Annotated in this window: 17 protein-coding genes; 8 read left to right on the forward strand and 9 right to left on the reverse strand. The window is 33.7% G+C overall.

Going from position 1 to position 25,463, the window contains the following annotated elements; all coding sequences use genetic code 11:
• Positions 1–922: 922 nt before the first annotated feature.
• The gene (epmB, locus tag ERCILAFE3058_RS02015) at positions 923–1,981 is read right to left on the reverse strand and encodes an EF-P beta-lysylation protein EpmB (protein WP_157989794.1); all 1,059 of its coding nucleotides are present in this window, start codon (positions 1,979–1,981) and stop codon (positions 923–925) included.
• Between the two features lie 60 nt (positions 1,982–2,041).
• Between epmB and efp the strand changes: the two genes are divergently transcribed.
• The 3 genes from efp to nth all read left to right on the forward strand — a co-directional run bounded on the left by efp (position 2,042) and on the right by nth (position 5,000).
• Positions 2,042–2,608, forward strand: a complete 567-nt coding sequence (efp, locus tag ERCILAFE3058_RS02020) for an elongation factor P (RefSeq protein ID WP_157989795.1) — start codon at positions 2,042–2,044, stop codon at positions 2,606–2,608.
• A gap of 1,064 nt (positions 2,609–3,672) precedes the next feature.
• On the forward strand, positions 3,673–4,311 hold the full coding sequence (locus tag ERCILAFE3058_RS02025) for an electron transport complex subunit E (RefSeq protein WP_157989796.1): 639 nt from the start codon (positions 3,673–3,675) through the stop codon (positions 4,309–4,311).
• Positions 4,312–4,367: 56 nt separating this feature from the next.
• Positions 4,368–5,000, forward strand: a complete 633-nt coding sequence (gene nth, locus ERCILAFE3058_RS02030; RefSeq protein WP_157989797.1) for an endonuclease III — start codon at positions 4,368–4,370, stop codon at positions 4,998–5,000.
• A gap of 626 nt (positions 5,001–5,626) precedes the next feature.
• On the opposite strand, the gene tpiA is transcribed toward nth, so the two are convergent.
• Complete coding sequence (gene tpiA / locus ERCILAFE3058_RS02035; RefSeq protein WP_157989798.1) at positions 5,627–6,403, reverse strand: triose-phosphate isomerase; 777 nt, start codon at positions 6,401–6,403, stop codon at positions 5,627–5,629.
• A 1,244-nt stretch (positions 6,404–7,647) separates the two neighbouring features.
• On the opposite strand from tpiA, the gene prfB reads away from it, so the two are divergent.
• Both prfB and lysS read left to right on the forward strand, forming a co-directional pair.
• Entirely contained in the window at positions 7,648–8,745 is a 1,098-nt protein-coding gene (prfB, locus tag ERCILAFE3058_RS02040) for a peptide chain release factor 2 (protein WP_157989799.1), read from the forward strand.
• A gap of 12 nt (positions 8,746–8,757) precedes the next feature.
• On the forward strand, positions 8,758–10,284 hold the full coding sequence (lysS, locus tag ERCILAFE3058_RS02045) for a lysine--tRNA ligase (protein WP_157989800.1): 1,527 nt from the start codon (positions 8,758–8,760) through the stop codon (positions 10,282–10,284).
• 310 nt (positions 10,285–10,594) lie between these two features.
• Here lysS and kdsA read toward each other — a convergent pair whose 3' ends face one another.
• Entirely contained in the window at positions 10,595–11,449 is an 855-nt protein-coding gene (gene kdsA / locus ERCILAFE3058_RS02050) for a 3-deoxy-8-phosphooctulonate synthase (RefSeq protein ID WP_157989801.1), read from the reverse strand.
• Between the two features lie 902 nt (positions 11,450–12,351).
• Here kdsA and tyrS point away from each other — a divergent pair.
• The gene (gene tyrS, locus ERCILAFE3058_RS02055) at positions 12,352–13,638 is read left to right on the forward strand and encodes a tyrosine--tRNA ligase (RefSeq protein ID WP_157989802.1); all 1,287 of its coding nucleotides are present in this window, start codon (positions 12,352–12,354) and stop codon (positions 13,636–13,638) included.
• Positions 13,639–14,526: 888 nt separating this feature from the next.
• On the opposite strand, the gene ERCILAFE3058_RS02060 is transcribed toward tyrS, so the two are convergent.
• From ERCILAFE3058_RS02060 to lolB, 4 genes are all read right to left on the reverse strand, one after another.
• Positions 14,527–15,291 carry an MlaA family lipoprotein gene (locus tag ERCILAFE3058_RS02060; protein ID WP_157989803.1) on the reverse strand — a complete coding sequence of 255 codons (765 nt, stop codon included), beginning with the start codon at positions 15,289–15,291 and terminating at the stop codon, positions 14,527–14,529.
• 1,223 nt (positions 15,292–16,514) lie between these two features.
• A complete protein-coding gene (locus ERCILAFE3058_RS02065; RefSeq protein WP_157989804.1) occupies positions 16,515–17,462 on the reverse strand; it encodes a ribose-phosphate pyrophosphokinase in 948 nt (315 codons plus the stop codon).
• 282 nt (positions 17,463–17,744) lie between these two features.
• Entirely contained in the window at positions 17,745–18,611 is an 867-nt protein-coding gene (gene ispE, locus ERCILAFE3058_RS02070; RefSeq protein WP_157989805.1) for a 4-(cytidine 5'-diphospho)-2-C-methyl-D-erythritol kinase, read from the reverse strand.
• Positions 18,612–18,623: 12 nt separating this feature from the next.
• A complete protein-coding gene (lolB, locus tag ERCILAFE3058_RS02075; protein ID WP_157990070.1) occupies positions 18,624–19,229 on the reverse strand; it encodes a lipoprotein insertase outer membrane protein LolB in 606 nt (201 codons plus the stop codon).
• 1,470 nt (positions 19,230–20,699) lie between these two features.
• Between lolB and prfA the strand changes: the two genes are divergently transcribed.
• Positions 20,700–21,785 (forward strand): peptide chain release factor 1, encoded by a 1,086-nt coding sequence (gene prfA, locus ERCILAFE3058_RS02080; RefSeq protein WP_157989806.1) that lies wholly within the window; start codon positions 20,700–20,702, stop codon positions 21,783–21,785.
• Positions 21,782–22,609: a peptide chain release factor N(5)-glutamine methyltransferase gene (gene prmC / locus ERCILAFE3058_RS02085; protein ID WP_157989807.1), complete on the forward strand. Its 828-nt coding sequence runs from the start codon at positions 21,782–21,784 to the stop codon at positions 22,607–22,609. Before prfA ends, prmC begins: the two co-directional genes overlap by 4 nt.
• 28 nt (positions 22,610–22,637) lie before the next feature.
• On the opposite strand, the gene secF is transcribed toward prmC, so the two are convergent.
• Positions 22,638–23,597 carry a protein translocase subunit SecF gene (gene secF / locus ERCILAFE3058_RS02090; RefSeq protein ID WP_157989808.1) on the reverse strand — a complete coding sequence of 320 codons (960 nt, stop codon included), beginning with the start codon at positions 23,595–23,597 and terminating at the stop codon, positions 22,638–22,640.
• A 7-nt stretch (positions 23,598–23,604) separates the two neighbouring features.
• On the reverse strand, positions 23,605–25,440 hold the full coding sequence (gene secD / locus ERCILAFE3058_RS02095) for a protein translocase subunit SecD (RefSeq protein ID WP_157989809.1): 1,836 nt from the start codon (positions 25,438–25,440) through the stop codon (positions 23,605–23,607).
• Positions 25,441–25,463: the final 23 nt, after the last annotated feature.

Consider the following 25,463-nt stretch of genomic DNA (forward strand, 5'->3'; position numbering starts at 1 on the left):
TATTCTAATGCTATGAGAACCAGATGAACCCTATACTTGAGCTACTGGTTATACTATCCTATAGATGATCTACTGTGTATTTTCATCCTGCGTTCCGATTATGAAATCTGCATATATAATATATATCTTGACACTAAGTGTCATAACGTCTGTCATTTTTTTAGAAGCTATAAGCATCACACTCTTAAGAAACAGAGCATCAGTCTATTACAGAATAACATCATTATCTGCATAGTAAGTGATACTTATCAATATAAAACATTTCGCAAAGTACAAATGATCGCATACTATTATAATGGCACGCTTACAATTATTTTTGATAGGTTAAAATCTCAATACACTACAATATCATTCTATTTTTTCTTAACAAAAACATCAATATAAAAATATAAACAACATTTTTAGTGGTGTTATGTATATTTAGTCATTTTAACAACCTTAAAATTCCAATTAATATATAATATGTAGTAAAATACTATATTTCTACAAATGATATAAGAAATAGAATAGTCCTTTTCAAAAATGAAAATAAATAGAAGTAAATAAATTAACACTTTTAATTTTAAAGGAACATCACATACTAGGTTCTCTGATATTTAACATGAAGTTAGATATATGTGCCTAGTCACTTACTTAGTACAAGTTATACATAAATTTATCTTGATATCTAGTATCACACGCAAAGAATGTAATACACGATGTAAAAAATATCATGGGTATATGATTACCATATAAGTAAACTTATTCTCTATCAGAGAAAATATATGCGCTTATACGACTAACATGAGCATGTATTACGATGTACTCTGTTTTTTAACAGTACAGACTTCCTATATTATAAGTGATATATATTATGTATTTTATATCATCGGAATATTGTGAATCTTTTCACAATATCTAGCTATACATAGCTCTGCATTCATCACTGAGCATTTTTCATATTTTCTTTATCTATAGAGAGACACATGTACAAATCTATCGATGTTTTACTTAACTCCCCAGAAATTTCTCGCACTAATTTTGGCACCATATAGCCCGAAACCATCGTAATAAAATCCCTGAATATAAAACGTGCCTGATCGTCGCTTATATAAAAATGCGCTGCTCCCTGCACTTTATCTAAGACATGTAAGTAATAAGGTAGAATACCAGCATCAAATAATGCATTACTTAATTCTGCAAGTGTAACAGCATTATCATTTATATGACGCAACAGAACACTTTGATTTAATACGGTGACATCTGCGCACTTTAACATATATATCCGATGACGTAAATCTTCATTAATTTCCTGCATATGATTAATATGTGTTACTATTAATACTTGTAATCGTGAAGACTTGAGACGTTGACAAAGTGTCTTGGTAATGCGTTGTGGAATTACGACAAGCAAACGACTATGTATCCGCAAACGCTTTAAATGTGGTATTTCTTCAAATTGTGAAAATAACCAGTCTAACTCGTAATCTGTAGCTAGTAATGGATCCCCTCCAGATAAAATAACCTCATCTAGATGATTCTGTTGTTTGATATACTGTATAGCTTTCCGCCATGTTTGTTTATTTCCCTTGTGCTCTTGATACGGAAAGTGACGTCTAAAACAGTAACGACAGTGAATTGCACAGTGGCCTTTTACTAAAAACAAAGCACGATTATGGTATTTATGGAGTATCCCAAAAAATGCACTTCTTTTTTCATGAAGTGGATCTAGCTCATAACCCGCTACATCAATAAATTCTTGTCGTGATATGAGCACTTGTAAAAGAAGGGGGTCTTGTGGATCACCTTTACGCATACGCGCAGCGAAGGAACGTGGCACACGAAGAGGAAACATATCTTTTGCAGAATGTTGTACAATCAGATCAGTATGGTGCGTTAGTTCTAAAAATGCCAATAATTCAGATAGGTTAGTAATGACATTCTTTAATTGACACCACCATTCCTCTTGTAAAGGACTCGGAAACATTGAGGTATTTTTCATATGTAACCGAATATCTTAGTAACCAGCTTAATACCACTCATAAAATATAAAGGATCCTATATGACAGCTTATTCTAGTAGTGATTTCCGCTCTGGGCTGAAAATTATCTTCGAAGACGAACCATACGCTATTGAATCAAGTGAATTTGTTAAACCTGGAAAAGGTCAGGCTTTTGTTAGAGTGAAAATGCGTCGTTTATTAACTGGTAATCGTGTAGACAAGACATTTAAATCTACAGAGGTGGCTCAAAGTGCTCACATATATGATACAAACTTAAATTATCTGTATCATGATGGTAATTTTTTTTACTTTATGCATCCCAAGAGCTTTGAGCAATATTGTATTGACAAATCGACGGTAGGCGAAGCAGCGAAATGGCTCGTTAGCAACACTGAATGCATTGTCACCTTATGGAATAATAAACCTATACAGGTCTTATCTCAAAATTTTGTAGAATTAGAAATTATCGATACTGATCCAGGTCTAAAAGGGGATACCACCGGTGGTAGCGGAAAATCAGCAATTCTTTCTACTGGTGCTTTTGTAAAAGTCCCATTATTTCTCCAGATTGGCGAATGGATTAAAATAGATACCCGCTCCGGTGAGTATATATCTCGTGTAAAATAAAATCAGCCAATAACGCGTTAACTGATTTTATCCTAACATAAATTACATACGATTCAATATAATATACCTATTGATATATCTAATACTTATTAGTGTGAGTAGTATTTACTTTTTCATTCAACAGGGTATGTAAAACACTACAACTAATAGTTATAATACTAATTAATACTGATATACTGGCTGTTTTGTGTTCTATTCCGTCAATACAATATACTGATACTATCATATTACATAATATCATAGATTATTAACAATAAGTAGTAAAATAATACCTCAATATATCAATCCTTCACCACCTTTTAGGGTGTATATGATCTAAAAAAGCTTTTTTATAATCTACAAAACTTTTCTTGAACACAAGAAAGAACTATTTCTTTATGACTTATAGTGCATACTGTAATAAAATTATTTCATATAATCCTATAAGAATCATCTGTATGGATGAATACATCTTACTATGCTTTGTAGCAGATCCATTCGTCTATTCTTACCTGGCTGATCTTTCATATAAAGAAATACTGACGATCTCTAATCCTAAATAAATGCTACACTTCGAATATAGTGCATCAGTAAAATCACTATAAATAAAAAGATACATCCGTAATAGATATCAACATAATGACATCATGTTTTTCTAGAACCCTATATGAGAAGTAATACATATTTAGTTTAAACAATAATGATAATTAATGAATAACATTAATTCATGGCCAGTATCTGTGTATTTTTAAATAAACTATTATATAAACACATGATATATATCCTCTGTTATTCTAAAAAGTACGCATTTTAAATATTATTTTTATTATTATATTTTATATCATAATGTAAATTTAGATTACTGTATTTTGCAACAACTCATAATACTAACGATCATTGCTCACTACAAATCATACATTATATTTTCCTGAAAGATAGAAACATTATGTCTCTATAGACATAGATATCAATATTCGATGTAAAAAGATACACATGACTCATATATTTCATATGATCAATGATACTATGTATCTTACTTATGATAAGCCAGATATATTTCTGAATAAAAGTGTATGGAGACATTCATGAGCCAAGCGTATACTGTCATCCTTAAGGGACTGTGGAAAAATAACTCAGCACTAGTGCAACTCTTAGGTCTCTGTCCTTTATTAGCTGTTACTTCCAATGCTACTAATGCACTGGGTCTGGGTTTAGCTACTACAATAGTGCTTATTGCTACCAACAGTGCTATATCCTTATCGAGACACTGGATTCCTTCTACAATTCGTATTCCAATTTATGTCATCATTATTTCCACGGTTGTCAGTTGTATAGAAATGTTAATTAATGCCTATGCTTATAGTTTATACCAATCATTAGGTATTTTTATTCCACTTATTGTGACGAATTGTATTGTAGTGGGTCGCGCAGAAGCTATAGCATCGAAACAAAATGTCTATTTATCAGCATTAGATGGGATGACCATTGGTCTTGGTGCCACAAGTGTGATGGTATTATTGGGCTCTATACGGGAAATTCTCGGTAATGGGACTATTTTTGATGGTGCAGATCAATTACTTGGATCGTGGGCTAAAATAATGCGAATACAAGTGATTCATTTAGATTGGCCTTTCTTATTAGCTATGCTACCTCCAGGTGCATTTATTGGTCTCGGTCTAATTCTTGCCTTCAAATACCTTATTGATCAAAAAACAAAACTATAAAAATATTTATAAAATATACGTATTCTATTTGCTTTATAAAAAATCACAGGTGTAGAATGAATCGCAAAATACGAAAACAAATCCTAATTCGCTTGCAAAAAAACAACCCCCACCCTATGCCACAGCTAAATGGTACCTCACCATTTGAGATCCTTATTGCTACTGTACTCTCTGCACAGGCTACAGATGTTAGTGTAAATAAAGTTACTACTAGATTGTATCCATTAGCTAATACTGCTCCGATGCTACTAGAATTTGGCATAGAGAAACTTAAAGAGCAGATAAAGACGATTGGCCTATATAATATCAAAGCCAAAAATATTATTAATATCTGCCATATTTTATTAGAAAAACATGGCGGAGATGTGCCCGCTAATCTAGCAGCATTAGAAGATTTGCCGGGTGTTGGGCGTAAAACTGCGAATGTAGTATTAAATACTTGTTTTCACTGGCCAGTTATCGCTGTTGATAGGCATGTTTTTCGCGTGTGTAATCGTTCCCGTTTCGCAATAGGTAGAAACGTCACAGAAGTAGAAAATAAACTATTAAAATATGTACCAAAAAAATTTCAAATACACTGTCATCAGTGGTTTATTTTACATGGTCGTTACACGTGCTTATCACGCAAACCGCGATGTAAATCATGCCACATAGAAGATCTATGTGAATTTAAAAAAACGAATAGTTGATATGAAAAACACCGAAGTACATTGAATTAGTGCGCTAATTCTACATAGGATATCATCCTATATACAATTTGTATAACAAAGACGTAAACACTCGTTAATCTATAGTAGTCATAATAAGTCACTGAACATTAGTGAATGTAATAAATCTGCAATCAATAATGAAATTATACTAGATTCTCATCTGATGTCTTATAATTCTTGTATGAATACAAATCAACTTTATCGTGGTATATACTAATATTGATACCAATTTTTATGCATGGTATGCATATCCACTTTTCCAGCATGTATCAACAAATATGCATTTACTAGTACATCATAATCTTCTAGTCCCATGAATAAATTGAAGCGAGGTGTTGAAAGTTAATATATCATATATATGAATAGCTATATTTTCAAAAGAAAAAATAACGTTTATGATAAGAACACACTTGATTCGAATGCTATTCGGCTAAGACTCAATAATACGAGTAATCTATACTCACATGACAAAATTTTTACTGTGCACTCTACAGGAACGATTCAAATCTTAACTTAGGTAAAAGCTACACACCGATAGCTTCGTAAAGTGGATAAAAACATATTTATCATTGTTGTGATAACAACACGCCTTTCTTATACGGAAATCAAAACATTTTGCTACTTTTTTGTTTTACCGCTAAGCGAATAATATCTATAAAAGACTCAGGATTCAAACAAGCGCTGCCCACTAAAACACCATCAATATCAGGCTGTGCACATAATCCCATTATATTCTTGCTAGTTACGGATCCGCCATACTGTATCGTTACAAAAGAATCCTTTTTTGCATCTTTCTGCGCAATATAAGTACGAATAAATTCGTGTACTTCTTGAACTTTATCTGGATGTGCGGACTTTCCTGTTCCAATAGCCCATATCGGCTCATAAGCGATCACTACACCGTTAAAGGCTTCTGCGCCTTGTAAGGATAAAATTACATCAATTTGACGAGCGCATGCTTCCTTTGTTCTACCTTCTTGATGTTCAAGTTCTGTTTCACCAATGCATAGTACTGGTATAAGACCTTCTTTTTTTAATATATAAAATTTTCTTGCAATAACATAATCAGTTTCAGCATGCCAGAGACGGCGTTCAGAGTGCCCAATAATAACATATTTAGCACCAATATCTTTTAGCATATTAGAGGAGACTTCTCCAGTAAACGCACCGGATATATGAAGATCCACGTTTTGAGCGCATAATTCAATAGCACTATTGTAGATGGCTTGTTTTACCTGCCCAAGATATATCATTGGTGGGGCAATTACTACTTTACAGTTTTGAATACTCCCAATGGATTGACGTAAGATGGAGACCATCGTACTGATAAAGTGTAGATTTCCGTTGAGCTTCCAATTACCAATGACTAATGGATGAATCATGCAACTTGTCCTCCGTAGCGCAACTCTTGATATCCAACTTAACAGTCTATAATCCGTAAAAGCAATATTTACCGGTATACACACTTTGTCAATCTCTTTGAGAAAATTTTATAAGCATTTATTGTAATATTATAGTAATAAAATTAAATGATATCTAAAATATTTTTTAAGCATCAAAACCCCGACAAGATATGCTAATATATTAGAAATAATACGCTGGTATACGAATAAATGGATGTATATATGACGATATGTTATTATATCACACATACATTATCGTAAAAATTAACCTTAATCCTCTTGATGCACAAATACAATGAATATCATCATATGATGATGTCAATATCTTCAATAATATTTACTATAAATATTATGTCATCTTAATAAATAGTATCAAAATATAGATCATTATCTATAACGTATTATTATGCGTTATGATAACCATTACCTGTATGGTTTACCAGATTACAAATATATATTGTACCTCATACCTTCATATAAAATATAAAATGAATCACTAGGTGAATGATAGAAACTAGAATTCTGCACGCAATTATTTTATTTGAACTAAAAAAACTATTGCTACGATATTCTAATATAATAAAGGTGTGACATAAGTGGTATCCCGAGTGCAGCTAGGAGATGCAGATTATATTAACAAATACTGGAACCTTACGTGATAAACTTTAAGGAAAAAAATAAAAGAGTGGTATGAAGACCTATATAGCATTATTTATTTTGTAAAGATTCTTTTCGTAAGTAGAGTAGCCTTATACATAAAATAATATTTTACACACCTTTTTCTCTTTAATCCACGCCACCGCATTAGCACTCAAAAAATAAAAACATAAATTATCGTAAATACTATTCATACATGTTCTAATCACAATATCACGTGATGTGATCTCTTCTTATATAATGATTATGCAATGAACTATCCAGCGCTTCTTCATATAATGTTTAGTTTGTGTAATCCCTAAAATACATACATAATACATAGATACAACTAATTAAAAACATCTCAATCATCTCTCAAAAAAAAATGATTTTTCATAAGATTTTTGCCGAGCCACTCAATGTGTATTCAAAGAAAGAATATTTTTAGTACAAAAACCACCCCTATTATCACTTTATTCCACGAATATGGTGTTATAATTAAACACTATGTACTCTACAGTATTACTGAATACTACATTCTAATATTGGATTAGTCTCTTTCATTGATCTTACAAGATATCTATATTATGTGTGAAATACATGCAATTAAAAATCATATTCAGAACCTTATTCAACGTAACGCCATACTGAAAAACACTTTACATTATACTGCGAAAACAGAACGCCTTCAAGAAATACATACAGAATTAGAGCGTTCTGATATCTGGAATCAACCAGATAGAGCTCAGGCTTTGGGAAAAGAACGTTCTTCATTATTATCAACCATTTCAACCTTACAACAAATACAACAAGAATTAGAAGAAATTTCTAGCTTATTTGTACTCACACTAGAAACTCATGAACAAGAGCTTTATAATGACATGCTTACTGAACTAAATGCTCTAGATAAACAATTACGATTGCTTGAATTTCAGTGTATGTTTCAAGGAAAACACATGAATGCCTCCTGTTATATTGATATTCAAGCCGGTTCTGGCGGTATTGAAGCTCAAGACTGGGCGAGCATGTTACTACGTATGTATATACGATCAGCTGAAGCAAAGGGTTTTCAAACAGAAATAATAGAAGAATCCCTTGGTGATATTGCTGGCACTAAATCGGCCACAATCAAAATTATTGGAAACTACGCATATGGTTGGTTTAGAACTGAAAGTGGTATACATCGACTAGTGCGAAAAAGTCCATTTGATTCAGGCGGACGACGTCATACATCATTTAGTTCTGTGTTTATTTATCCGGACATCGATGAAAACATTGAACTACCCCTTAATCCAGCAGATTTACGTATTGATGTATATCGTTCTTCTGGTGCAGGTGGGCAGCATGTAAATAAAACTGAATCAGCGGTCCGAATTACTCACTTACCAACTAATATTGTCGTACAGTGTCAAAGTGACAGGTCTCAACACAAAAATAAAGATCAAGCGTTCAAACAACTACGGGCTAAATTGTATGAATATACAATACAAAAGAAAAAAATAGATCAAAAAACAATAGAAGAAAACAAATCTGAAATTACCTGGGGACATCAGATCCGTTCTTACGTACTCGATGACTCACGCATTAAAGATCTACGTACTAATATAGAAACACGCAATACCCAGGAGGTTTTAGACGGTTATTTAGATCGTTTTATTGAAGCAAGCTTAAAAGCAGGGTTATAATTAGGGGTACACATGTCAACACCAGAATCCAAAAATATTCAAGAAACACCGCATCGTCATTCTGAACTACAAAAACGACGCGAAAAACTAACCAACATGCGTCAAACAGAAGTGGCTTTTCCCAATGACTTTCGTAGAAAGAATAATTCTTTAGAACTGCATAGTAGATTTGATCATATAGAGAAAAAAGAACTAGAATTACTGAATATCACAGTCAGTGTTGCAGGACGAATTATCACACGACGTATCATGGGAAAAGCGGCGTTTATTACATTACAAGATTCTCATGGCCGCATTCAATTATATCTATCACGTACTAATATACTAGACCCAAACCACAACACTACACATTTTAAAATATTTGATTTAGGTGACATTATTGGTGCCAATGGAATTTTATTTAAAACGAAAACGGGTGAGTTGTCTATATACTGCAATAAAGTGCGTCTTTTAACTAAAGCTCTACGTCCCTTACCAGATAAATTTCACGGACTAGTTGATCAAGAAACTCGTTATAGACAACGTTATTTAGATCTTATTACTAATCCGGAGGTGCGCAAAACATTTCAAATTCGCTCTAAACTAATAGCTGGAATAAGAAAATTCATGGTAGATCGTGATTTTCTAGAAGTAGAGACCCCAATGATGCAAGCCATCCCAGGAGGAGCGGCGGCTCGCCCATTTATCACGTATCACAATGCTTTAAATGTCAATATGTATCTACGTATTTCCCCCGAGCTCTATCTTAAACGCTTAATAGTAGGGGGTTTTGATCGCATCTTTGAAATCAATCGCAATTTTCGTAATGAAGGTACTTCTCCGCGCCATAATCCAGAATTTACTATGATGGAGCTATACATGTCGTATAGTGACTATATAGATCTCATGCAACTAATTGAAACTCTCTTCTGTACACTAGCACAAGATATCTGTGGGAGCACGCTAATTCAATATGGTAATAATAAACTATGTTTTGAAAAACCGTTTCGGTGCATGACAATAAAAGAAGCAATTATTAAATATAATCAAGATGTTAATATATTAGCACTGAATGATTTGGAAAGTTCATTAGAAATCGCTAGCTCTTTAGATATCATGGTAGAAAAAACATGGGGTGTTGGGCGTATAATCACTGAAATTTTTGAAAAAACAGTAGAAGAAAAATTAATTCAACCTACTTTTATCACAGAATACCCAGCTGAAGTATCACCCCTTGCGCGTAGTAATGATATGCATCCAGAAATCACTGACCGTTTTGAACTTTTTATAGGAGGACGTGAAATTGGTAATGGTTTTTCGGAGCTAAATGACTCAGAGGATCAAAAAAAACGTTTTCTACAGCAAGTTCATTCCAAAGATATTCTAGGTGATCAAGCAGCCATGTTTTATGATGAGGATTATATCACTGCACTAGAGTATGGTCTACCTCCCTGCGCTGGAGTAGGGATTGGAATTGACAGAATGGTAATGCTTTTTACTAATATGCATACTATCCGTGATGTGATACTCTTTCCATTGCTTCGTCCAGATAATCAATGATGAATAAACGCTGTATAATCAATATTATTAACTTATCTATCATACCTTTGTATGTTCATCCACGCTGCATCGTGTAATACCATACACTAATGGCGCTTACTCAAAAATATGTGATATAAGAGATTGATATCACATGATGATGGAGATAGTATCTATACTACATTCATGAAAATATGCTACGGGAAAATATTATGGGTTACATCTACACCATATGGATAAAAATGTGTGAGATAATACTTAAAGTGTAGAATAATACCTTATAAGTATACGAATATATAGTAGTACCCATTGTCCATCATATCATCACACCTTAGCAGCTTGTATTAAGATCAGGAAAGCTTTTTACCAAATCATCAATAGCTTGCATCTGTACTAAAAAAGGTTCTAATTTATCCAGAGGTAATGCTGAAGGACCGTCACATTTAGCCTGAGATGGGCATGGATGCGCTTCAATAAAAAGACCTGCAATCCCAACAGCAAGACCAGCTCGAGCTAATTCACTAATCTGCGAACGACGTCCACTAGATACAGTACTCATTGGATGACGATACTGCAGAGAATGCGTAACATCAAAGATGATAGGATGATTATTGGATACTTGTTTCATAACATTAAAACCTAGCATATCTACTACAAGGTTATCATAACCAAAATTGACACCACGATCACATAAAAGGATCTTTTCGTTACCTCCTTGTGCAAACTTATCAATAATATTTCCTATTTGCCATGGACTCATAAACTGTGGTTTTTTGACATTAATAATAGAACCAGTTTTTGCCATGGCATCAATTAAATCAGTTTGACGCGCGAGAAAAGCAGGTAGCTGAATAACGTCTACTACATTTGCTACTGTCTGTACCTGACTGATGTCGTGTACGTCTGTCATAATTTTCACTGCAAAACTTTTTTTAATGTCCTGGAAAATTTTCATACCTTCTTCTAATCCTAAACCACGATAAGAGTTTACAGAAGAACGATTCGCTTTATCAAAAGAAGCCTTAAATACATAAGGAATCTTGAGTTTGTCTGTTACCCTTACATAATGCTCACAAATTGTCATCGCTAAATCACGCGACTCTAGAACATTCATACCCCCAAATAAAACACTTGGCAAGTGATTAGATACCTGAATATGACCAATGTTTACTATTTTGTCTTTCATTAATTTACCTATGTGTAGCAATAGATGAGCACCCTCGCTTAGGAAGCTAATTATTTCATATATTAGAGGAACAAAAACTTTTAATAAATTATTAATGCATCACATGTGATATATTAACGCAAAGAAAAAATTGCTTTTAATATCAAATAATCTGATAAAGAGCATTTGATATTAAAAATATATGAACATATAAAATACCACACTCAGTATATCTAATACTATACAAAGAAATTTGATATTTTGGTAGCCTAAAGTCTCAAGAAAATTAAAGTAATATTTATATATATAGCAGATACTCATATACATGTGTCATAATGGGAGGTAATTGGTAAGAAAGATTATTTCTCTATCATTGCATAATTCATGCTTGTCTTTTTATGAATCGTATATTACCTTTATATATGTATTCTATTGTGTAAACAGATATTCCTAGACGCAAGCGCACAATCATATACACTCAGATATATCCCATAAACGCTCTTCATTGCTGCATGTCTGATGCAGAAGAAAAATTCTAGAATAGTTATCAATCTTAGTACAATAAGTGCTTTCATTAAAGATAGTTAGTTGAGAATAACCCTCTATGATTATATTCACTGATTACTCTACAAAATAAAAATAAAACTAGATAACATCATCATCCACAGTACTACTGAATATATCGAAAAGCTTACTTATTATGAATGATATAGTATATACAAATAGAGATAGATTCTTATGAATTCCTAATATGACTTGCTACTACATATTAGTATTAATATGTCATCTATCACGTATACTATCAATGACTTTCCCTAAAATAATTTCTTTTTGCTAAGCACAAAACGTGTCACAGAAAAAATAATTCTCTTTTATAGATTGATTAGGTACATTTAATGCAAATATATCAATGGAGTATTTAGGTGTCAAAAAAAAATATAATCAAGATCTTAAAAGAAAGAGGCTTAATAGCCCAAATTTCTAACGAACAAACTTTAGAAAAAATTTTAGAACACGAACAAGTAGTTCTCTATTGTGGATTTGACCCCACTGCTGATAGCTTACACGTAGGGCATTTAATGCCATTAATATGTCTAAAACATTTTCAACATGCTGGTCACACCCCTATCATCTTAATAGGGGGGGGCACTGGTCTCATAGGTGATCCTAGTTTTAAAATAGGTGAACGTAAACTTAATACTGAGACTATAGTAGCCAAATGGGTAGAGGATATCTCTTTACAAATAGTCAAGTTTTTAGATTTTCACTGTAGTGAAAACAGTGCTCTTCTGATCAATAACTATCATTGGTTTCATGGCACTAATATAATTGATTTCTTGCGTCATGTTGGTAAACACTTTTCTGTTAACCAAATGATAAACAAAGAGATAGTAAAGAGGCGTCTTCATACTACGAATAAAGGATTATCCTTTACTGAATTTTCCTACAATCTATTACAAGCTTATGACTTTGCATATTTAAATGAAAATTATCATACTATTCTACAGATTGGTGGATCAGATCAATGGGGGAATATTACTTCCGGTATAGATCTTGTTCGTCGTTTAAATAAGAAACAAGTTTTCGGTCTTACTTTACCCTTACTTACAAAATCTGATGGAACTAAGTTTGGCAAAACTGAAGGAGGAACGGTTTGGTTGGATGCTCAAAAAACTAGCCCATATCAGTTTTATCAATTCTGGATGTCCACTGTGGACTCGGATGTATATCATTTTTTAAAAATATTTACGTGTATGAGTATAAATGACATTGACGCACTTCAGGAGGTCGATCAACAGAGCAATCAAGCGCCGTCTGCGCAAAGAGTATTAGCTGCAATCATGACGCAATTAATCCATGGAGAACAGGGTTTGGTGTCAGCACGTCGCATTACTGATAGTTTGTTCCATGGTACTATCACAGCATTAACAGAACAGGATATCAAACAGTTAGTACAAGATGGAATACCAGCCATTACACTAGCGGTAGGTGAAGATCTACAACAAGCACTCATGAACACTTTGTTAGCTACTTCACGCAGGCAAGCACGCCAGCTAATTACCTCTCAAGCAATCAGTATAAACGGTAATCTACAGACTCACAGTCAATATATTTTTTGCAATAAAGACCGTTTATTTGAGCAGTATACGCTTCTATGCCGCGGTAAGAAAAATTACCGCATCATTAGATGGAAATATGATGATAACTAATCCGTATCCAATGATGCACAAGCATTCTTTCTTACTTCTCCACGGAGAAAACATGCAACTGCATATCCTACAATCAATATATTATCAATTTATAAAATAAATATGCATGCTGGAGCTGTACACTTGTCGTGATTGTTATAAAAAAATGCCATAAATTTATCACACAAAGTCACAATATGACATAACCTATATGGGTATCTGATAAATGCAAGATACCATGATGATGGTAATGAGGGTGATAACGATTCCCATCTTTATCGATTGAACAGAATTATCTTGATTCCTCTATATATGGACTGTTATATTAAAAATAATGGATATAGTTACACACAATACTAAAAATATTTTGTATGGTATACAATAGAAGATAGCGATACTTCGCGCTCTGAGTACACAGCATGCCACATTGATACAACATAGATAAATATATTCCTTTCATATTTCCGCTTATACTAAAAATGTTTCAACATCAATACAAATGTGTACTAAAGTATGTAATTATATCTCTTAATATAAGAATACAGTACCACTCCTCACCACATATTGCTCGAATATAAGATTAGATCTCATAGTAGACAGTATCATTTTAATAAATGATCTATTATTCATCCAATATGAATTGGAATATAAAATATAATATCAATATATATAAAATAATTAATTGCTATTAATCACTCACATAGAACTATATGCAATGATTACGTATGATTGAAAAAGTAATTCTGTTTATAGAATGACAAAATATAGTCGGTGCTATAATACACTGAACTCAATAAATAGATTGATGACGTGTATAACCGATATTTTTCAACATATAAAACCGTTCCAAATCATTACTGCTCTATTCAGAAAAATAACATCTATAGTATAAATGCTCATGTAGTTGTATTATATTGTATCAATCTCAGTTATCATACGCTGCGTTACTATATGATTTATAGTATCCTGAGAAGTTGAATGAGGTTTTCTAGCTAAAAAGTCATAATGTTGAAAATAAGTTGTACGCATAAACATGTAAGGATCTTTGTTTTCTTGTATCATTATATCATAGTCTAACAGCTGTGCTCTATTTTCAACCCCCTCTAATAACCATTTACTTACAGACATCCACCAAGTAAAACAACTAAACGGAAAATACATATAATCTACTAAACCACCAAGATCCTCACGGGGTGTAAACCTTCCGTAACCAGGTATAACCATATAGATACCATACCCCACATTATAATAACCAAGAGTATTACCAAATACGCGGCTGTCTTGTTTTTCTAATTTAGGGTTAGCCATACTTGCAACATCAATAAAACCACCCATTCCTAGTACAGTATTAAGAAGAAATCGATTAAAGTGTAATCCTGCCTGATATGGGTTACCTTCAAGTAAATAATTAACCACTGAGCTTGGTTCACTTAAATTACTAGTAAAATTTATCAATCCATAACGGACGGGAAGGGGTATCATATCCCGCCACAACAATGCTAAAGGGCGTATAATATACGGATCTATAATATTATAATTCCAGTGAAACATAATACGATTAAATTTCTCTAAAGGATCTAAATATGCCCCTTTGGTTTCATGTATCTCTGGACTACTAATGCAACCCGTCATTAATAATCCGAGCAATACTAAACGTGTAAGCTGATAATTCATAGAGGATATTTCCACATAAAAGATAAGCGTACTCGCATTGTACACCTTAGATATATATGCATAGATATCTAATCTACATTAGATACAAAACATTTTATTTTATAAAATCATAATGATGTATATACAGTTAACAACTATGTTTGAGTTCTTGTGGCTCCTCAAAAGTACTTTTACACTATTCAGTGTATAGTCTTACAGAAGGGGTGTACAAAACAGATATGGTCTATAATAGATACCTTATATTATACATTTTTGTATCTCTCTAATAATACACACACACTCTAAAAACTTATAAACCTATATATTCCGCAATTTTTATAAATAACCATCCACAATAAATATAAAATTATTTAGTCTATTAATAGACTATATTCTATTATCAACTCATAAAATATAATACGTGTGTATACTTACTAAAAAGACACATCTTACTATAAGTAAATCACTATAACCATACTAATATACATCTCGTTTGTTTCACTACAGTGATATAGTTACAATAGAAGCATTACATTGTAAATAGATATTTTTTTAAAATTTTGACAAAAATTCTCATACTAGTATTGGGATTTCAACGACTTTTCTCTAACAATATAGCTGTGTTCACTGTTTGATAATGACATACAATATCAAAAAGAGTAATGTAGACATCAAAGTGATTATACAAATCTCTATGCCTTTCAGTAGATATAAGGATAAACATATATTTTCGCCAATCCATGATGTAACAATATTTTTCTCGCAGTAATAAAAAACTGTAAATCGCCCCACACTCTCAAAACTATAAATATATTTTATAAAAACTGCAGGTATGCTCTATAATATCTAATTACAGTATAACAATATATCATTGATACGCGCACCCTATCTTAATACGATGTACTCCATCTCTCATAGAGATGCTCGATCTAAGAGCGTTTCTACTATATTTAATAACACTCTATTGATGTGAATGATATTATATTTTTCATGACTCCTTAGTTGTATGTCATACCTAAACCACTACATTATATACTACCTGATTCCATCACTGATGAGACATAGTTGTAATATTTTAAAAATAGTCATCTTTAACTATCTGGATGAGATAGAGATATCGCCTGCGATCCGGTGAATACTAAGTAGGATGCAGTGACTTAACAGCAAGAAATATAATAAGGATATTCTCATTATTTGACTAAACGCAGAAAACAGACGCATCTTACATATTATTAATCATGTGATTAATGCTCAAACATAGCTGAAATAGATTCATCATTACTTATACGACGAATAGCTTCAGCTAACATGCCTGATAAGGTTAACATGCGCACGGTAGGTAATTCTTTTATTTCTTGCGGCAAAGGAATCGTATCACATACAACGACTTCGTCAAGCATTGAGTTTTTTAAGTTACTTACTACGTTTCCTGAAAAAATAGGATGAGTGGTATATGCAAATACACGTTTTGCACCTCTATACTTTAGCGCTTCTGCTGCTTTGCATAAAGTGCCTCCAGTATCAATCATATCGTCTACTAATACACAGTCACGCCCTGCTACATCACCGATAATATTCATCACTTGAGCAACATTAGCACGTGGACGACGTTTATCAATAATAGCCATATCAGTATCATGGAGTAATTTAGCAATCGCACGTGCGCGTACCACTCCACCTATATCTGGAGAGACAACAATAGGGTTTTCAAAGCCGATTTGCAGCATATCCTCTAATAGCACCGGACTGCCGAAAACATTATCCACTGGCACATCAAAAAAACCCTGGATCTGTTCAGCATGCAAATCCACAGTTAATACCCGATCTACACCCACGCTAGATAAAAAATCAGCAATCACTTTTGCTGTAATAGGAACGCGAGCAGAGCGTACGCGACGATCTTGACGGGCATATCCAAAATAGGGGATCACTGCAGTAATACGACCAGCGGAGGCACGACGTAGAGCATCGACCATAACAACCAATTCCATTAAATTATCATTCGTAGGCGCACAAGTAGACTGGATAATAAAAATATCACCGCCACGTACGTTCTCATTAATTTGTACACTTACTTCACCATCGCTAAAACGACCTACAGCAGCATCACAAAGCGTGCTGTTAAGGCATGCCGCAACACGTTGCGCTAGTTCAGGAATCGCATTACCAGCAAAAAGCTTCATATTAAGCACAAGATGAACCTCGTAGTTTACATCCAGCTAATGCAATGCTAATAGCATGCTGGCAAAATAATGTATATTGTCCTATTAACCATGGGCGATAGTATCCTTAATGCTAGATTCTTAACCCTCTCTTTATTTATCTTCTCTTAACTATTACTACTGAGAGCTGTGCATTATCATGAACTAATTACTACAAATTAATACCCTCATATTTTATATGAAAGCTTATACATTAAAGAGTTAAGATAATTGTATTATAAAAATAATACTAAGAGTGTTATTCAAATTCTGTTACTGCATTATGTATTTTTTTAACACACTGTATAATGGAGAAACATTTAACCCTCGAGCTACAAAACCCTGTAATCCTGCAGGCATTTTTGCTAAGATAGAACGAGCAGAGGATTCAGTATAAAATTCTGCAAAAACACATGAACCTGTACCAGTTAAGCGCGGTAAAGAATATGGCGCCAACAAAGACATAAGGTATTCCACCTCATAAAAACGATGTCTAACAACATATTCACAATCATTAAAAAATGTACCTAATAATAAATCTTTCATATAACGATGAGGAGTATTTCTAGTTAGCAAAGGATCATGAAAAACTTGCAGAGTACTAATATTAATACCAGGGTGCACAACTAAATACCATTTTTCCTTCAATGAAATTGGAATAAGGCGATCTCCAATCCCCTCAGCCAACGCCGATGAACCATAAAGAAAAAATGGTATATCAGCACCTAATTGTAATCCTAGCGCTGCTAGCTGTCCTGTACTAAACTGGGCACCCCATAAATAATTAAGCGCTACTAGTACAGTAGCAGCATTTGAAGAACCTCCGCCAACTCCCCCACCAATAGGAAGTCGTTTTTCTAATTGGAAAGTTGCGCCGGCTTTATTTGGTAAGGTACCGCATAATTGCGCCTGATCACGTAAAAGTTTTGCTGCGCGCATAATGAGATTTTTATCTTCTTCCACATCTGGCAATTTAGTCAATAATTGTAACTCTCCGCTTTTGTTGTGCTCAACCGATAGAGTATCCCCATACTCAAGTAATTGAAATAAAGTTTGAAGGTTATGATATCCATCTGATCGCTGACCAATAATATAGAGAAATAAATTTAGTTTTGCTGGGGCGGGCCACTTAGTAATCATATAGCCTTCCTTCTAATCTATCTTTACCTTAATACATTGATTATCTTGGTGCACCTCAATGCTACTAGGTAGATATGGTAGTCCAAATGCTTTTTTATACTCTATATAGAGTATGCAGCAGCGTCTACTGGCTGCATTCCAATAAACCTCCCTTAGGAGATTTTGTTCGTCTAATCTAAAATTAGCACAATCACCAGGTAATCCCATGATCCATTGACGAAAATTTTCCAGTGAAATCTTCATCCCAGTTAGTTGATATATTACATATGTTGCACGTTGCTCATTAATCACATATTTCACTTTTCTATGAATAAATTTTACTATAGTGCCATCCTGTATTAACTGTAATTCTGTTATACCAAATAAGTTAGTAAAAACAAGTTGATAATGATGAGGTGAGCTTTGTTGCCAGTAAAAATGAACGTACAATTTATGATTATCAGAAAATAACGATAATGTACCACGGGTTTCATATTTAGTAATTCGTTGTACCAACTTCTCGTGAATATGCCACGGCGTAATTATCTTCTGCTGATCTGTTAGTTGCCTTGATGGGTTCTGACTACAAGCGGTTAATAAAATACTAGAAAAAAAAAATAAACCGCACCATAAAACGATGCAATACTAAAATCATAAAATTATCTCCTTAGAATAACTAATGAGAAAACATACTCTAACCACTAGTTATATTAAGTCATGTGACTAATTTTTTCGTTTATTAAAATAATGAGGAAGGCGAAAAGATTATTACTCTGTAACAAGTGGTTATAAAAATCCAATAATCAATTTTCTAGATGATAGTGATAGAGATATATCGGTCGTATCAAGCTTAATGAGGCCGGTAATAATTTTTCATCTAATGCACTATCATCCTATCCCTTTGTCTTCGACAAAGGCATATCTAAGCAGACATAGTGATATTGGATGTTTGTACCTAAAATATATTGCGGGATCAACTCAAACTATTATATAACAATCAAAAAATATTGAAAATAATATGATTTCATAGCACTATTGCACTCAATATATAGTACAAGTCATCTTGTAATCGACAAGAAAAGGTAATTTTCTGATTATTTCTTGCTCATTCAAAAGCATGAATCAACTCTATAGCTCACTGCATACAACCACGATAATATTGTGCAGAGACAATACTGTCTGTGTGACTTAAAATATTAAATGTGCCTTACTCTTTATAAAAGCTACTTCATAGACAACGCATGATATAATTATCACTTACTGAAAATTAGATCATCTCTTCTGTCAAGAGATAAAAGTTGTCTATGTATATAGTAGCGCGTAGTTCAGTCCAATCATACCTACAGAATATTCACATAACTAAAAAATATAGCGGTAGTATATTAGAAATACTTTCCATAACAAGACATGCGTGATACAGAATAAAAATTCATGTGTATGATATGCTCATAATACTAACATCACCTAATTTAGTATCATTTGTTATGATTACATATATTGCTCGCCATACATTTCTACATACTTAGAAATATACAGATAACATTACACGCACAGAATACCCTCTAACCCATGAAATTTATGGTAATACCGTAAGGGCTCACAATCACATTACTTAAATAGTATGCAATATTATTATACCAAGAACTATAAATTTCATGAAAGTATCTTATACTGCATGCGCATATTGGATTTTTGCTATTTTTTAAAAAAGAAACGTCTATGCAATTATGAAGTGTTGATAGAAAAAAATGAAAATAATGTTGATATAAAACATTAAAATAAAATGTTTTAGATGCTATCATCGCCTTACAGGAGTTATATTGTAACAATATTCTGTAGACATATATTGCTCACAGTAAACATAATGTCACATTAATCACTATATAACTAACATTATGATTTCCGATGTAACATTATCCATGAAAAATTACTTTATTACCATACTATAATGGTACGTGCGCACTAATTGATAATCAGTGTAGAATGACATGCAACACCATTATATAATGTAAAATATACTAGATATAGATAATATCTTGTTGTTAATTGTTGATTATCATGGTCTCAATGATTGTGCTCTAACTACCTGTTTAAGGTAAAATAATAAAAATGAAAAGTTCGATTATTTCTAAATTAGACTTACTGCAGGAACGACATATAGAGATTGAAAATATGCTAGGTGATCCTACGATTATTACTAATCAGGAACGCTTTTGCACACTCTCACGTGAATATGCTCAGTTGAATAATATTAGTCAGTATTTCTATCAATGGCGTAAAAACCAAGAAGAAATCTTAACCTCTGAAAGTATGCTGAATGACCATGAAATGCGCGAAATAGCTCAAGAAGAGTTACAAAATCTGCGTAAAGCTAATCAAGATTTAGAGAAAAAAATATACATGTTACTGCTACCAACAGATCCACATGACGAACGAAATTGTTATCTAGAAATTCGTGCTGGGACTGGTGGCAATGAAGCAGCAATATTTGCCGGTGATTTATTCCGTATGTATAGTCGCTATGCTGAATCTCAATGCTGGAAGATTGCAGTTATCAGTGCTCATGAAGGAGAGGTAGGTGGTTATAAGGAAATTGTAACTAAAATAATCGGCATCGGAGCGTACGGACGTCTAAAATTTGAATCAGGAGGACACCGCGTGCAACGCATACCAGAAACAGAGTCTCAAGGGCGTGTTCACACGTCATCTTGCACGGTAGCAGTCATGCCTGAACTGCCAAAACTTATACTTGCAGCAATTAATCCCGATCATTTAAAAATTGATACTTTTCGTTCTTCTGGGGCTGGTGGTCAACATGTTAACACTACTGACTCAGCAATTCGCATCACACACCTTCCCAGTGGAATAGTAGTAGAGTGTCAAGATGAACGCTCTCAACATAAAAACAAAGCAAAAGCACTCTCAGTCCTTGCTTCACGTATACATGAAGCAGAAAAAACCCGTTGTCAGCAGGCCGAAGCATCCACACGGCGAAACCTTTTAGGTAGCGGTGATCGTTCTGATCGAAATCGTACTTATAATTTTCCACAAGGACGCATAACGGACCATCGGATTGACCTTACAATATACCGTTTAAATGACATTATGGAAGGAAAAATGGATTCCCTCATTGCACCGATTATACAAGAACACCAGGCTGATCAATTAGCAGCGCTTTCTGAAAACAATGAATGAAAATACGTGATTGGATAAATGCTACAAAAAGACAGCTCATTAATACTGAAAACCCGAAAAGAGACTTAGAGATCCTCTTAGGCATGGTTACGGGAAAATCTAGAGCTTGGATAATGGCTTTTGATGATAGCATTCTTACACCTTACGTCTTAATGAGACTTGCAAACTTGGTAGCACGACGTGCTACTGGTGAGCCAATAGCATATTTAATTGGAGAGCGTGAATTTTGGTCGCTTCCATTAAAAGTTACACCAGATACAATAATTCCTCGTCCAGATAGTGAGATAGTCGTAGAACAAGCATTAATGCGCCTCTCTAATGAAAGCGGTTCTGTATTGGACTTAGGTACCGGAAGCGGTGCAATAGCTCTCGCAATAGCCAGCGAACGCATAGATTGTAGAATTTTAGGGATAGACTGTGTGAATTCTGCAGTCAATCTCGCTAGATACAATGCAAGAAAATTAGGTATAACTAATGCTTCTTTTATATTAGGAAGCTGGTTTTCGACTATTCAAGGTAAAAAATTTTCTATGATTGTGAGTAATCCGCCTTATATTGATATTGCTGACCCGCATCTCCTAGCAGGAGACCTGCGATTTGAACCAAAAAGTGCATTGATTGCTAGTAATCATGGTTTTACTGATATTACATTGATTATTCAAGAAGCAGGACAATATTTAATACCTGGTGGGTGGTTGCTACTGGAGCATGGATGGAAACAAGCTACAAAAATTCAACACATGATGAAAAAAAATGGCTTTTGTCAAATAAAAACCTCTCAGGATTATAGTGGTAATGATCGTGTGACTGCAGGGAGATACTAGTAAACAAAACTTATATAGCTTTAATATCTTATGACTCACCTTCTGTCGCTATATCAATTTTCTTATGGATCATATGTTCTTTTTTCATCCCAAGCTTGAGAGCTAAAGATGACGAAACATAAATAGATGAAATAGTACCAATAATGATACCTATGAGCATAGTAAGCGAAAAACCATGCAACATGATACCCCCAAAAATTAATAAAATCAATACCATCATTAAGGTAATCATAGAAGTTATGATGGTTCGACTAAATGTCTGTGTTATCGAGAGATTAGTAATGTCAAAAGAAGAGTCGACAGAAATTTTACGAAAATTTTCACGAATACGATCTGACACAACAATCTTGTCGTTGAGAGAATACCCTACCACTGATAGTAAAGAGGCTAAAATAGTTAAATCAATCTCTATATGGCATAAAGAAAGAAAACCAATAGTGATCCCTAAATCATGTATTAATGCGAAAACCGTACCTAAAGCTAACCGCCATGTAAAACGAACAGAAACATATAAAAAAATAGCTATTAAAGCGGATAAAATAGCTATACCTCCTGTGATTAATAGTTCACTACCCACCCTTGGTCCTACAAACTCAATGCGTTTAACTATAGTCTTTTCGTGAAGTGTATGATTAATGATGTTTAAAATAGTATTTCTGCATTGTATATCCTGATTTCCTCCCCTAGAAGGAAAATATGCTATAAGATCATGACTATTATCAAAATTTTGTACCTGTATATCCATCAAACCAACTTTCTGCAAATTCATGCGAATTAAATCTAGATGTACTGGTTTCTTAGCATGAAGTTCAATCACTGTTCCTCCTGTAAAATCGAGTCCCCAATGAAAACCGCATATACTAATAATCATTATAGCAATGCTGAATAACACTCCAGAAATAAAAAAAACTAGTTTGTCCCATTGCATAAAGTTAATTACTGTGGGTTTGTAATGTAAATCTTTTATACTACTATTTTTAACTAACATGCTATCCTCAGATAGATAATCTATCTATTCGTTTTCTGCCATATATTAAATTAATCATAGCACGAGTGCCCACCATGGATGTGAACATAGAGGTAGCTATACCAATTGCAGTAGTAATTGCAAATCCCTGAATGGATCCTGAACCAACTGTATATAGAATAACCACCTTAATGAGTGTAGTTATATTTGCATCTAGAATACTAGAAAATGCCTCTTTATACCCTACGTAAATAGCTTGCTGTGCAAATCGCCCATTACGTAACTCTTCTTTAATGCGTTCATTAATTAATATATTAGCATCCACCGCTACTACTAGGGTCAAAACAATACCAGCAATGCCTGGCATCGTTAAAGTAACTCCTGGTAATATTGACATGATACTAACAATCAGCACTAAATTAGCTAATAACGCACAAGTAGCTATTAATCCAAAAATTTTATATCGTAATACCATAAAAACAATCGATGATACCAGACCCCATATGCAAGCATCTAAACCCTTTTTAATATTCTGCACTGCCATACTCGGACCAATGATACGCTCTTCTGTAATCCGAATAGGAGCAGTGAGAGCCCCAGAACGTAAAAGTAATGATAGTTGGCGGGCTTCTTTAATATTATTAATACCACTAACACGAAAACTATTGCTAAATGGCGACTGAATAGAGGCAATATTGATAATCTCTTCATGTTTTTCTAGAAGAGAATGACCGCGCGCATCTTTTTTACCACTATCTCTATATTCAATCAATAGCGTGGCTATTACTTTCCCAATATGGCTCTTAGTGAAAGTAGCCATAATATTACCACCAATATTATCTAAAGAAATATTCACTTGTGGCTGATTGTATTCATCCATGTTTGCCACGGAGTTAGTAATGTGATTACCAGTTAAGATAGCTTTTCTGTCTAGGATTACCGCCTGCCCTTCTGGGGTCTCTTTAATATCGAAGTCATTTGGTATACTATTATATATATTGCTCTGAAGGTGCACTAAACGAAACTCCAACATTGCAGTAGCGCTGAGAATCTCCTTAGCACGCGCAGTATCTTGAATGCCTGGCAGTTCTACTATTATAAAATTATCACCCTGTCTCTTAACTAAGGTATCTGCCAAACCTAGCTGAGTAACGCGATTACGCAAAATATGAATGTTTTGTTTCACCGCATCTTCACGTACTTTATAGACCTTATCAGTGCTGATATCAACCGTTAAACAATTATATGCGTTCTTGTGAATGACTATGTCGGGGCTATAAGAAGATAAAGACTGATACGCTATCTTACATGTACTCTCATCACGAAAACGTAATATTATTCTGTTCTGATCATTGGTATTGATAGCAACATATGGCATATTTTTTTTATTGAAATATGTATGTAATGTTTCAATATTCTGTTTTTGAATCTTATCCATCATGAGATCTGTATCTACCTCAATGAGAAAGTGTACACCTCCCCGTAGATCCAAACCAAGTTTCATTGGCTTTGCGGCGAAATAAGATAGCCAATGCGGTGTTGCTGGAACAAGATTGAGTGCCACGATATAATTTTGCCCCACAACTTTCTGGATTATTTCACGCGCCTTTAATTGCAATTCGTTATTCATAAAACGCACTAAGATTTCCCCAGATTGCCAGATAATAGATTTACTCTGAACCGCTTCGTGCGTTAAAGCGTTTTTAATCTGTATTAATAAGGCTTCATTTATCATCCTACCGTGCGTACCAGTCACTTGAATTGCTGGGTCCTCTCCATATAAATTTGGTATAGCATACAAACAACCAAGCAATAATACTAAAATCAGAATTATATACTTCCATAAAGGATAATGATTTAACACAGTCGCACCCTGAAGAAGAGAAA

Source organism: Candidatus Erwinia haradaeae (genome assembly GCF_900698955.1).
In the GTDB taxonomy this organism is placed as follows: Bacteria; Pseudomonadota; Gammaproteobacteria; order Enterobacterales; family Enterobacteriaceae; genus Erwinia_E; species Erwinia_E haradaeae_G.

Bases quoted from the DNA above. Each gene is read 5' to 3' on its own strand.
- prmC (WP_157989807.1), top strand. From the start codon at position 21,782: ATGAAAATACGTGATTGGATAAATGCTACAAAAAGACAGCTCATTAAT.
- prfA (WP_157989806.1), top strand. From the start codon at position 20,700: ATGAAAAGTTCGATTATTTCTAAATTAGACTTACTGCAGGAACGACAT.
- tpiA (WP_157989798.1), bottom strand. From the start codon at position 6,403: ATGATTCATCCATTAGTCATTGGTAATTGGAAGCTCAACGGAAATCTA.
- lysS (WP_157989800.1), top strand. From the start codon at position 8,758: ATGTCAACACCAGAATCCAAAAATATTCAAGAAACACCGCATCGTCAT.
- prfB (WP_157989799.1), top strand. From the start codon at position 7,648: ATGTGTGAAATACATGCAATTAAAAATCATATTCAGAACCTTATTCAA.
- secF (WP_157989808.1), bottom strand. From the start codon at position 23,597: ATGTTAGTTAAAAATAGTAGTATAAAAGATTTACATTACAAACCCACA.
- epmB (WP_157989794.1), bottom strand. From the start codon at position 1,981: ATGAAAAATACCTCAATGTTTCCGAGTCCTTTACAAGAGGAATGGTGG.
- nth (WP_157989797.1), top strand. From the start codon at position 4,368: ATGAATCGCAAAATACGAAAACAAATCCTAATTCGCTTGCAAAAAAAC.
- ERCILAFE3058_RS02025 (WP_157989796.1), top strand. From the start codon at position 3,673: ATGAGCCAAGCGTATACTGTCATCCTTAAGGGACTGTGGAAAAATAAC.
- ispE (WP_157989805.1), bottom strand. From the start codon at position 18,611: ATGATTACTAAGTGGCCCGCCCCAGCAAAACTAAATTTATTTCTCTAT.
- ERCILAFE3058_RS02060 (WP_157989803.1), bottom strand. From the start codon at position 15,291: ATGAATTATCAGCTTACACGTTTAGTATTGCTCGGATTATTAATGACG.
- kdsA (WP_157989801.1), bottom strand. From the start codon at position 11,449: ATGAAAGACAAAATAGTAAACATTGGTCATATTCAGGTATCTAATCAC.
- efp (WP_157989795.1), top strand. From the start codon at position 2,042: ATGACAGCTTATTCTAGTAGTGATTTCCGCTCTGGGCTGAAAATTATC.